Here is an 11,128-nt window from a genome sequence, read left to right on the forward strand (position 1 = left end):
GCGAACCGGTTCTCGACGGACGCTTCTCGACTTCGCTCGAAGCTGCTCGAACCGAACGGGGAGTCTAGGGGTACCCAAACCACCCCCGTTCAGTTCGAGCTTGTCGAGAACCTCTTACAGCACGTAACGGCTCAGGTCCGTGTTCCGCGCGATGCTCGCCAACTGCTTGTCGACATAGGCGGCATCGATCGTCACCGCCTGTCCCGCGCGGTCCTCGGCATCGAAGCTGACCTCTTCGAGCAGCTTTTCCATGACCGTCTGCAGGCGGCGGGCGCCGATATTCTCGACCTCCGCATTCACCTCCGCCGCGATGCGGGCGATGGCGGCCAGCCCCTCGTCGGTGAAGGTCACCTCTACCGATTCGGTGCCGAGCAGCGCGCGATACTGGGCGGGGAGCGACGCCTTGGTATCCGACAGGATCGCGATGAAATCGGCTTCGGTCAGCCCCTTTAACTCGACCCGGATCGGCAGGCGGCCCTGTAGTTCGGGCAGCAGGTCGCTGGGCTTGGCGACGTGGAACGCGCCCGATGCGATGAACAGGACATGGTCCGTCTTCATCGGCCCGTATTTGGTGGCGACGGTCGTGCCCTCGATCAGCGGCAGGAGGTCGCGCTGTACGCCTTCGCGGCTGACCGAGCCACCACGCACGTCGCTGACCGCGATCTTGTCGATCTCGTCGAGGAAGACGATGCCGTTCGCCTCGGCGTCGGCCAGCGCGGCACGGCTGACCTCGTCCTGGTCGAGGCGCTTGTCGGCCTCTTCCTCGACCAGCTTGTCCCATGCGGCGCGCACGGTCAGCTTGCGGCGCTTCTGCTGGCCGCCGCCGAACGCCTTGCCCATCATCTCGGACAGGTTGATCATCTGCGGCGCGGCGCCGGGGATTTCGAACGGCATCTGCGGCGCGGCGTCGAGTTCGATCTCGACCTCCTTTTCGTCGAGATGGCCGTCGTGGAAGCGCTGGCGGAACGCCTCGCGGGTTGCTTCGCTGGCGCCCTTGCCGGTCAGCGCGTCGAGCAGGCGCGCCATCGCCGCCTCCTCCGCCTTGTCCTTGACCGCCACCCGGCGGCGTTCGCGTTCGAGCCGGATCGCTTCCTCGACCAGGTCGCGGGCGATCTGTTCGACGTCGCGGCCGACATAGCCGACCTCGGTGAACTTGGTCGCCTCGACCTTCACGAACGGCGCGTCGGCGAGCTTGGCGAGGCGGCGGCTGATCTCGGTCTTGCCGCAACCGGTCGGCCCGATCATGAGGATGTTCTTCGGGCTCACCTCATCGCGCAGGTCGGGCGAGAGCTGCTGCCGGCGCCAGCGGTTGCGCAAGGCGACCGCGACGGCGCGCTTCGCGTCCTGCTGGCCGATGATGTGCGCGTCGAGGGCGGCGACGATCGCCTTGGGAGTCAGATTGTCTTGCATGGAATGTCCGTCAGTTCGCGCTGTCGAGCGCTTCGAGGGTGACGCGATCGTTGGTGTAGACGCACAGTTCGGCGGCGATGGCCAATGCCTTGCGCGCGACCTTCTCCGCATCGCCTTCGTAATCGGACAGCGCGCGGGCGGCGGCGAGGGCGAAATTGCCGCCCGATCCGATCGCGGCGATGCCGGCCTCGGGTTCGAGCACGTCGCCATTGCCGGTGACGACCAACGTCACGTCCTTGTCGGCGACGATTAGCATCGCCTCAAGATTGCGGAGGAATTTGTCGGTGCGCCAGTCCTTGGCCAGTTCGACCGCGGCGCGCAGCAATTGACCCTGATGGCGCTCCAGCTTGGCTTCAAGCCGTTCGAACAGGGTGAAGGCGTCGGCGGTGGCGCCGGCGAAGCCCGCAATCACCTTGCCATCGCCCAGCGGGCGGACCTTGCGCGCATTGGGTTTCATCACCGTCTGTCCGGCCGAAACCTGCCCATCCCCCGCGATCACCACGCGACCGCCGCGACGCACGGATACAATCGTGGTGCCGTGCCACACCGTCTCTTTGCTCATGGGCGCGGATATGGGGAAGCTGGGAGCGGACGCAAGTTCCTCCCCGGTACGGGGAGGGGGACCAGCGAAGCTGGTGGAGGGGGGTGTCCACATACGAAACCGTTGCGTTGCGCGGCCCGCCCCCTCCACCATGCTTCGCATGGTCCCCCTCCCCGCGGAGCGGGGAGGAATTACTTTTCTACGCCTTTCACCTTCCCCCATGCCCGGGCGGCCGTGTAGCCGAGATAGCCGGTGCCGAAAAGCGCGTAGAGTTCCTCGGGGATGCCGCGCAGATAGGCGGTCATGCCACGGGCGATGCCGGCGGCCATGTCGGGCTGGACCGCCGAGATCAGCCCCATCGGGATCGCCCACAGCAGCAGCGCATACATCACGTAGAGGAAACCCGGCCGTGCGCGCGAGGTCCAGGGGTCGGTCGACTGCGCCTCCGCCACGATCGCCGAGAGTTGCGCCCTGACCCGATCGAGATCGGCGGTCGATTCAAGTTTGAGTAGTTCCAGCTTGGCGGCATCGCGCGCCTTGGGGTCGGGGATCAGCTTGTCGAGCAGCGCCGCGATCGGCGCGATCAGGGTGTTGAGCATTGAGTTTCCTGTCGTCGGAAGTTGCCAAAGGTTACACGGATCAGCCTGCGCGGTGGGCCAGCCAGCCGTAGAGAAAGGCTTCGCTGGCGGGGCGCAACTCGGCGAGGCGGAGATAGCGTTCGCCTTGCAAGGCATTGATCGCGCGGATCAAAACCGTCTCCGCCGTCGGGCCGCGCGTGGCGAGCGCGTGCAACGTCTTTGCGCCGATATTGCCATCGACCAGGATATCGGCCCAGTCGCGTTGCTCGCGGTTAAGGGCGTTGAGCACGCGTTGGACGAAGGTTATGGCGACCGCCGGCCCCATGTTGACGCCGGTATCGAACAGTTCGGCGGCAAGCGCGGGTGCACGCAGCGCGACGCGGTCGAAGGCCGGCGCCAGCCAGTAGCGGCGGCGGTAGAGGGTCGCGGCGAAGCTGCGCGGCAGTTCGCGGATCGGGCCGTCATACCCCTCGGCGCGGGCGACGGCCTGGGTAATGCCGAAGCGGGTCGGACCGCCACGATCGGCTGGGTGGTCGACATAGCCGCCCTCGCGGTCGATGACGTCGTCGATCAGGTTGGTTGCGTCCATCTTGCCCTCCTGTTGGAGGCGGAACGTAACCAGAACGGTTCGTTGTAGGAAAGCTTAGGCCTAGCTGAACAGCGCGTCGGCACGGTGGCTGGTGGCAACTTCGGCGGGGGTCGGATGGCGCAGCAGCGTGATCGCATCGGCATCAGGCGACCAGCCTATCAGTCCCATGTCGGCGAATTGCCCGAGCCAATAGTCCATGCACCACCGCCCCCAGCGCGCGCGAAAGCGGGTGGCGTTGCGCAGGATCGCGTCGAACTGGTGCAGCGGCGGGACGTGGACGGCGTGATGCTGATGCCACGCGACCGCACCGCCGACCCACGCCATCGGCACGCCAGCCGCCGCCAACGCCCAGGCGAAGTCGGTCTCCTCGCCGCCATAGCCGACATAGCCGGTGTCCATGCCGCCAGCCGCATCCCATGCGCTGTGCGGGAGCGCAAAGGACAGGCCCCACAACTCGCCATGGCTCGGCACCGGGCGGACTTCGTCGTCGGTCAGCGCGGGTTTGGCGGGGTGGCGGACAGCCCTGGCCAGATCGACCGGACCGGGCGGCAGATAACGGACCTCGCCCAGATAGCAGGCGGGGCGTTCGTCGAGCACCGCGGCATAGCGTGCGACCAGCGTAGGCGAAGGGATGCAGTCGACGTCGAGGAAGATCAGCCGGTCGCCCCGTGCCGCCGCCGCCGCTTCGTTGCGCGCCCGCGCCAGCGGCATCGGGTCGCCGGGCACGAACACCTCGCGCACCGGCACCCCGGGATCGGGCAGGCCGGCGGGGGCGGCGTCCTGCATATAGGCGATGACCAGTTCGTCGGGCGCGCGCGTCTGTCCCGCCAGCCCCGACAACAAATTGGCGAGGTGCGCGGTCCGTCCGCGCACCAGCGTGCAGACCGAGATCACGCCGACAGGCGCTGCTGCACCGGCTGCGGCTGCGCCCGGAAATGCGCGACCCCCTCCATGATGCCGAACGCGAACCCGCGCCGCGCGACATAGCTGTGGGCGAGGTCGGGGCGCTGCGCCAGACCGTCCGAATAGTTACCAACGATGATCGCATGGGCGCAGGCGCGCAGCATTTCGACATCGTTGCCGCTGTCGCCGGCGACGATCACCTGATCGCGGCGCATGCCTACGCGGCGGCGGACGTAATCGACCGCCGTCCCCTTCGAGGCGGCGAGCGGCAGGATGTCGAGATAGCGACCGTGACTGTGGATCACCGACGCCGCGAAGCCGGCATCGGCCAGCAGGTCGCGGATGCGTTCGGCGATATCGGTCTCGCCGGCGGTAAAGTAGCTCAATTTGTGGCTGCGCTGTTCGAGCGGGCTTTGCGGGCGCAGGTCGCTCTGCGTCGCGAGCAGCGCGGCGATCGCCTCGCGGTCCCAGCCGGCATTGATCGTCGCGGTCCAGGCGTCGTCGCGAACATATACCCCCCCATGGACGCGGTGATAGATTTCGGAGCCCACCGAGGTAATCATTACCGCGGGCGGCGCGACTTGGTTCTGGGTAAGGATCGCCAGCGCGCTATGCAGGCTCCGCCCGGTGGCGATGCCGAACATCATGTCGTGCTGGTCGCCGTGCCACAGGTTGAACGCCTGCGCGGCTTCGCTTTCCCCCAGCAGCGTGTTGTCGATGTCGGAAATCAACAGAAGGCGCGGTGCCTCGGCCGCCGGGGCCGGTGGGGCAATCACCGCCTGCGCCAGTTCGGCATAGCGCGCGACATGCCCGTCCCAGTCATAGAGGTCGGCGGCGGTCGCGCCGGCCTGCGAATAGCGGTCCCACAGCGCGTCGTCGGACAGGATGGTCAGCATTGCCCGACCGATCGCCTGCGGATCGCGCGGATCGACGAGGATGCCGTTGCCGCAGCCCTCGATAATGTCGTTCGGCCCGCCGCTGTCGGTCGCGACCAGCGGCAGGCCCGATGCCGCCGCCTCGAGCAGGGTCAGGCCGAAGGGTTCGTTGAGCGCGGGATTGACGAAGATGCCGCGCCGCGCCCGTGCATGCGCGTACAGCGCGGGGACTTCGTGCGGCGCGTGGGTCTTGGGGATCGCGACCGAACCATAGAGGTCGTAGCGGTCGATCAGCGCGAACAGTTCGGCCATGTTGCCGGCAAGTTCGGGTTCGAGGCTGCGCGGATCGTCGCGGGTGCCAGCGACGATGACCAGATTAGCGGCGGTCTGGAGCACGGGGCAGCGGCCATAGGCATGGACCAATGCCGCAAGGTTCTTCTTGCTGACCGGCCGGGCGAGGGCGAGGATCACCGGCTTCGATGGATCGGCCAGGAACCGGTCGATCCGCGCATCGACCATCGCATCGGTACAGGTGCCGGCGAACATCCCGAGATCGCTGCCCGGCGGGATGATCCGGATGCGGCCGGGATCGTAGCTGGGATAGCCGGCATATTGCACCTCCGCCTCGTCGCGCGACGAGGCGATGATCGCATCGGCATCGGCGATGGCGCGATCCTCGATGGCGATGCGGCGTTCCAGCCCCTGCGTTTCGGCGCAGTCGGTGCCGAAGGCGACGCGCTTGACCAGGCCCAGCGAATGGGCGGTGAAGAGATAGGGGATGCCGAGCCGCGCCTTGACCGCCGCCGCGACGGCACCGGCATCGGCATAATGGGCGTGGATCAGGTCGGGGCGGCGGTCGAGCCCCTCGATATGCGCGACCAGCGCGTCGATCAGGCTGTCATGCTCCTGCCACAGCGCTTCCTTGGGCAGATAGGCATCGCTCGCCGAGTAGAGGCGGACGATGCGGGTGGTGTCGTCGATCGTCTCGACCTCGCGCCAATACCCTTCGCCCAAGGGGCCGCCGCGAAAGGCGCGGGTGACGATATCGGTGCGTTCGACCGCCGGATGCCGGCCGGAAGCGGCCACCAGATCAAGGAGATAGCGGATGTGGCCGCCGGTATCTGCGGTAACGCCATATTCGACCTCGCGCGCACGAAGACAGCCCTGTAGCGCGAGGTGCAATATGAACATTACGGAACTTTCCCGTTCGAAATAGCGGAGTTATCCCCGCCCTGACAGGAACCGTTCGGCTCCCGCTTGGTTCCGGTCGGCGATGGTATCCCCGCTCCGAATCGCGCAGATCGCCCCCGTCATCTACCCCACGCCCCCCGGCAAGACCGGCGGGACCGAGCGGGTGGTTTCCGACCTGACCGAGGCACTGATGGCGATGGGGCATGACGTGACGCTGATCGCACCGAGCGACAGCGTGACCACCGCGCGCCATTTGTCGGCGCATCCGAGCCTGCGCGCGCTGCAGGCCTATCACGGGCCGGTCGCGCCCGGCGTGCCCGCCGCGCTGGAGGCGGCGCAACTGGGACTGCTGGCGAAGCATCTGCACGAATTCGACATCGTCCATTGCCATGGCGAATTCGCCCATGCCGCCGTGCTGGGCGATCGGATCGGACAGAGCGTGACGACGGTGCACTGGCGATTGGACGAGCTCGACCGCAAGCTGTTCTTCCACAGCTTTCCCGAACTGCCGGTCGCGGCGATCTCGGCGGCGCAGGCGCGCGACCTGCCGCGCGCCAACCGCGCGGGGGTGGTGCATCACGGCATTCCGGCCGACCGGTTTTCGCCGGGGCCGGGCGGCGAAGCGGTGGCCTTTATCGGGCGGATGACCGACCAGAAGCGGCCCGACGTCGCGATCCGCGTCGCGCGGGCGGCGGGGCGGCCGATCCGGCTGGCCGGGGGCATCGATGTCGGCAATCCGCGCTATTTCGACGAACGGGTCGCCCCCCTGCTGGGCGCGGATGCGAAGCATATCGGCGAAGTCGACGATCGCGGCAAACAGGCGCTGCTGAGCGAGGCTGCGGCGTTGCTGTTCCCGATCGACTGGCCCGAACCCTTTGGCCTGGTGATGATCGAGGCGATGGCGTGCGGCACGCCGGTGATCGCATGGGATCGCGGCAGCGTGCGCGAGGTGGTCGACAACGGCGTCACCGGCTTCGTGGTGAAGAACGAGGAGGAGGCGGTCGAGGCGCTGGCGCGGATCGACACGCTCGACCGGGCGAAGGTGCGCGAACGGTTCGAAGCGCGCTTCACGGCGACGCGCATGGCGGAGGAATATGTGACGCTGTACCGCGAACGGATCGCGCTGGCGCAAGGGGCGGTGGCATGAGAGTGGGGATCATCACCTGGGCCTATCCGCCCGAAAAGAGCGGGCTGTCGCGTGCGGCGCGCGAGATCGCGCAGGCGCTGGCCGAGGCGGGGCATGACGTTCGCGTCGTGACGATGGACCGCGCGGATCGCAGCATGGACGGCGCGGTCGAGGTTGTCGGGGCACAGGCGGGCGGCTGGCTGGCGCGGCTGCGCCGCTGGCCGGCGATCGGGCATCTGTGCGGTCCGGCGATGGTCGCGCGGGTCGTGCGGCGGCTGCATGCCGAACGGCCGTTCGACGTGGTCGAGGCGACCAACTGGTATGCGCCGGGGCTGTGGGTCGCGCTGACCGGGCCGGTGCCGCTCGTCACGCGCAATTCGACGCCGGTCGCGACCAGCGCGGCCAAGCCACGGTCCTTGCGCGACAGGATCGATCGCTGGGCGGCGGTGTCGCTGGAGGCATTGTCGGCGCGGAAGTCTGCCGGGCTGATTTCGAATACCGAGGCGCATGGCGCGAAGGTCGCGGCGCTCTACGGCACGCAGCCGCCGGGGCCGGGCCATGCGGTGATCGGCCTCAGCCTACCCCCCGCGATCGTCGATGCGGGACGCGCGGCACCCTATCCGCCGGGCAACGACGTGCTGCGGATGCTGTTCGTCGGGCGGAACGAACCACGCAAGGGGACCGACGCGCTGATCGGCGCGCTGCCGGCGATGGCAGCGGAGGCCGATGCCGGCACGCTGCCCGATTTCCGGCTGACCATGATCGGGCTGCATCGGAGCGAACTCGACCGGTTGCCGCCCGCCGCGCTCAAGCGGATCGACAGCTATCACCGGGTCGATGACGATATGCTGCATGCCGCGCTGGCGGCGGCGGATATCGTCGTCGCGCCGTCGCGCTATGAAAGTTTCGGGTTGGTCTATCAGGAGGCGATGACGTTCGGCCGGCCGATCGCGGCGTGCGGCGAGGATCCGAGCGCGCAACTGTTCGTCAGTGGCAGCGGGGCGGGGTTGTTGGCGGACGACTGCACGGCGGCGGCGCTGGGCGCGATATTGCGGCGGATGCTGCGCGATGGCGAGTTGCGGCAGGCGCTGTCGGCGGCGGCGCGGGTCGCGGCAGGGCGCTTCACCCGCGCGGGACTCGCGGCGGAGACGGCGGCGGCCTATGTCGCGGCGGCGAAGGGGCGGAGCAGCGCGGCTTCGTCGCTGGGGCGGCCGGCGCCGGTCGACATGGCTTCGTAGACGACCGAGCGTTCGACGACGCGCGACCGGCTAAGATGATGGTCGATCGCGCCGGCGAGCGCCAGCGAGGTGCGCTCGAACGGCACGACCGGCCGCTCGTGCACGGTGCCGGCGAAGCGGACTTCGGCATGGTTCAGCCGATACTGGATATCGGGCCAGAGCGCCGACTGCACGCCATCGACCCAGTTGCGACGCGGTAGCCCCAGCGATCGCAGTTCCTCGTCATCCGCCGCGTGCGTCAGCCAGCCGAGCGCGCCGAGCAGTGCGGCATCGGGCGTCTCGTCGGTGTCGAGTTGCAGCACCCAGCCGTTCGCCAGCGCCTGCACCCGGTTGCGCTGCGCGGCGAAGTCGCCGTTCAGCGGATGGGCGACGATCTGCGCCCATGACGTGCGATCGGCCAGTGCCGCAGCTTCGGCGGGCGTCCCGTCGAGCAGGATGATGGCGTGGGGGAAGGCGGGACGCAGGTCGGTGAGCATCGCTGCGATCGAGTCGGCCTCGCTGGCGCGGGCGATCATGCCGAGGGTGACGCCGTGCGGGCGGGGCCTAGCGGGCTCGCCGTCGACCAGCCCCAGCGCCCATGCCGCGTTGCGCCGGGCATGAGGGGCGAGCGCGAAGCCGCGTTCGGGCGACCGTCCCTGCAAATGATCGCCGATCGCGGCGCGCAGCCGATCGGGGTCGAAGGCGAGATCGACGACCGCCAGCCCGCAATGGGTGCATTCGGGCAACGCGCGGTCGTGCCAATTGGCGTTGCCGCAGATCGGACAGCGTGGTCCCTGTTTCATCCTGCCCCCCCTTGCGTTGCCGCGACGGGGAACGCACGACACCCCCGACGGTTCGGAGGATTGATGCGGGAAACGACCAACGAGACGATCATCGTCGCAGGGGCGACCGGCGATCTGGGCGGCCGGATCGCGAAGGCGGCGGTGGCGCGCGGGGCGAAGGTGCGGGCGCTGGTCCGGCCGGGCACCGCGCCCGATCGGATCGCGGCGCTGGAGATGATCGGGGCCGATCCGCATCCGGTCGATTTCGGTGATGCACAGGCGCTGGCCCATGCCTGTCGCGGGGTGGGGTGCGTGGTATCGGCGCTCAACGGGCTGGGCGATACGATCCTCGACGCGCAGACGCGGCTGCTCGACGCGGCGCTGGGCGGCGGGGCGGCGCGGTTCATTCCGTCGGATTTCTCGATCGACTATCGCGCGCTGCCGACCGGCACCAACCGCAATTTCGACCTGCGCCGCGCGTTCCGCACCCGGATCGACACCGCGCCGATCATGGCGACCTCGATCTTCAACGGCGCCTTTGCCGACATGCTGAACGGACAGATGCCGCTGATCCAGCGGCGGGTGCGGCGCGTGCTCTATTGGGGTGATGCGGACGTGACGTTCGCGCTGACGACCAAGGACGATGTCGCCGCCTATACCGCCGCCGCCGCGCTCGATCCCGCCGCGCCGCGCGACCTGCATATCGCGGGGGCACAGGTTAGCGCGCGCGATCTGGCGGCGTTGATGGGGGAGGTGACCGGCAAGCCCTACGGCCTGCTGCGCGCCGGGTCGCAGGGGTCGCTGGCGCGGATGATCGGGGTCACGCGCCGGCTGTTCCCCGCGCGGGATCAGGTGTTTCCGGCGTGGCAGGGCATGCAGTATCTGCACAACATGTTCGATGGTCGCGCGCCGAGTGCACCGGTGGATAACGCGCGGTATGGCGTGGACTGGACCCCGTTGCGCGAGGTGGTGGCGGCGGGTTCTACGAAGGATGCCGTTCGTCCTGAGTAGCTGTTGAGCCTGTCCAAACAGCGTGTCGAAGGACCGCGCCAAGTGCTTCGATACGAGCCTTCGACAAGCTCAGTCTCTACTCAGCACGAACGGTTGGAGCGGTGGAACTGGCTCGAACCGCTCGAGTGGCAGCACCATGCCCGCCACCACGAACCAGCAGCGATCGACCCGCGCCGCCACCGCCTGATTGAGCCGACCCGCCGCGTCGCGAAACCGGCGGCCGAGCGGGTGGTCGGGGACGATGCCCATGCCGACCTCGTTGCTAACCAGCAGCACCGGATGTCGCGCCCCGCCGATCACGGCGAGCAGGTCGGCGGTGTGGCGGTCGATGTCATGGTCGCCTAGCATCAGGTTCGACAGCCACAGCGTCAGGCAATCGACCAGCATCGGTCCCGTCGCGGCGCCGATCGCCGCCGCCAGATCGACCGGACATTCGACCGTGTGCCAGCCGGGTCCGCGATCGGCGCGGTGGCGGGCGATGCGGTCGGTCATCTCCGTGTCCCACGCTTCCGCCGTCGCGAGATAGGTCCAGGGTCCGGCCAGCGCCTCGCACGCCTGCTGCGCCAGCCGGCTCTTGCCCGAGCGTGCCCCGCCCACGAACAGGGTTGTCGTCGCCATCTTGTCCTGTGCCCCGATGCGCTCTAAGGGCGCGGATGCGACAGGTTCCCAGAAATGGGATGAAAAGGGAACCCGGAAGCGCGTCGTGAACGCGTCATCCGGGGCTGCCCCCGCAACTGTGACCGGCGAGCCTTGCTCCCCCGCGCGCCACTGGACATCCGTCCGGGAAGGCCGGGCAAGGCGACGACCCGGGAGCCAGGAGACCTGCCCGTCGCGGTTGTCCTTCGCGCGGACGGGGTGTGCCGGGTGATCGAGGGTTTCCTCGCGTGACGACGTCGTTTGGGGGT

The 11,128-nt window shown here is 68.5% G+C and carries 11 protein-coding genes and 1 riboswitch; of the genes, 3 read left to right on the forward strand and 8 right to left on the reverse strand.

Annotated features, from left to right (window positions below; all coding sequences use genetic code 11):
• Positions 1-114 precede the first annotated feature (114 nt).
• From hslU to ACTHQV_RS05155, 6 genes are all read right to left on the reverse strand, one after another.
• Positions 115-1,410, reverse strand: coding sequence for an ATP-dependent protease ATPase subunit HslU (gene hslU / locus ACTHQV_RS05130; RefSeq protein WP_440488698.1), 1,296 nt, complete (start codon positions 1,408-1,410; stop codon positions 115-117).
• A 10-nt stretch (positions 1,411-1,420) separates the two neighbouring features.
• Positions 1,421-1,972, reverse strand: a complete 552-nt coding sequence (gene hslV, locus ACTHQV_RS05135) for an ATP-dependent protease subunit HslV (RefSeq protein WP_055757729.1) — start codon at positions 1,970-1,972, stop codon at positions 1,421-1,423.
• Positions 1,973-2,142: 170 nt separating this feature from the next.
• Entirely contained in the window at positions 2,143-2,550 is a 408-nt protein-coding gene (locus tag ACTHQV_RS05140) for a holin family protein (RefSeq protein ID WP_440488700.1), read from the reverse strand.
• A 40-nt stretch (positions 2,551-2,590) separates the two neighbouring features.
• The gene (locus ACTHQV_RS05145; protein WP_440488702.1) at positions 2,591-3,118 is read right to left on the reverse strand and encodes a glycoside hydrolase family 108 protein; all 528 of its coding nucleotides are present in this window, start codon (positions 3,116-3,118) and stop codon (positions 2,591-2,593) included.
• A gap of 60 nt (positions 3,119-3,178) precedes the next feature.
• Positions 3,179-4,012, reverse strand: a complete 834-nt coding sequence (locus tag ACTHQV_RS05150; RefSeq protein ID WP_440488704.1) for a glycosyltransferase family 2 protein — start codon at positions 4,010-4,012, stop codon at positions 3,179-3,181.
• Positions 4,009-6,087 (reverse strand): HAD-IIB family hydrolase, encoded by a 2,079-nt coding sequence (locus ACTHQV_RS05155; RefSeq protein ID WP_440488706.1) that lies wholly within the window; start codon positions 6,085-6,087, stop codon positions 4,009-4,011. Before ACTHQV_RS05155 ends, ACTHQV_RS05150 begins: the two co-directional genes overlap by 4 nt.
• An 82-nt stretch (positions 6,088-6,169) precedes the next feature.
• Between ACTHQV_RS05155 and ACTHQV_RS05160 the strand changes: the two genes are divergently transcribed.
• Entirely contained in the window at positions 6,170-7,234 is a 1,065-nt protein-coding gene (locus tag ACTHQV_RS05160; protein ID WP_440488708.1) for a glycosyltransferase family 4 protein, read from the forward strand.
• The gene (locus ACTHQV_RS05165) at positions 7,231-8,451 is read left to right on the forward strand and encodes a glycosyltransferase family 4 protein (RefSeq protein WP_440488709.1); all 1,221 of its coding nucleotides are present in this window, start codon (positions 7,231-7,233) and stop codon (positions 8,449-8,451) included. Before ACTHQV_RS05160 ends, ACTHQV_RS05165 begins: the two co-directional genes overlap by 4 nt.
• Here the strand turns inward: ACTHQV_RS05165 and ACTHQV_RS05170 are convergent.
• Positions 8,373-9,233, reverse strand: a complete 861-nt coding sequence (locus tag ACTHQV_RS05170; protein ID WP_440488711.1) for a hypothetical protein — start codon at positions 9,231-9,233, stop codon at positions 8,373-8,375. The two genes, ACTHQV_RS05165 and ACTHQV_RS05170, sit on opposite strands and share 79 nt — an antisense overlap.
• 63 nt (positions 9,234-9,296) lie before the next feature.
• On the opposite strand from ACTHQV_RS05170, the gene ACTHQV_RS05175 reads away from it, so the two are divergent.
• Positions 9,297-10,223: an NmrA family NAD(P)-binding protein gene (locus ACTHQV_RS05175; RefSeq protein WP_440488713.1), complete on the forward strand. Its 927-nt coding sequence runs from the start codon at positions 9,297-9,299 to the stop codon at positions 10,221-10,223.
• 69 nt (positions 10,224-10,292) lie between these two features.
• On the opposite strand, the gene cobU is transcribed toward ACTHQV_RS05175, so the two are convergent.
• The gene (gene cobU / locus ACTHQV_RS05180; RefSeq protein ID WP_440488714.1) at positions 10,293-10,841 is read right to left on the reverse strand and encodes a bifunctional adenosylcobinamide kinase/adenosylcobinamide-phosphate guanylyltransferase; all 549 of its coding nucleotides are present in this window, start codon (positions 10,839-10,841) and stop codon (positions 10,293-10,295) included.
• Between the two features lie 25 nt (positions 10,842-10,866).
• A riboswitch (cobalamin riboswitch) is annotated at positions 10,867-11,067 on the forward strand.
• Positions 11,068-11,128: the final 61 nt, after the last annotated feature.

Origin of the sequence: Sphingomonas sp. SAFR-052, assembly GCF_051965015.1 — a bacterium.
Lineage (GTDB): Bacteria > Pseudomonadota > Alphaproteobacteria > Sphingomonadales > Sphingomonadaceae > Sphingomonas.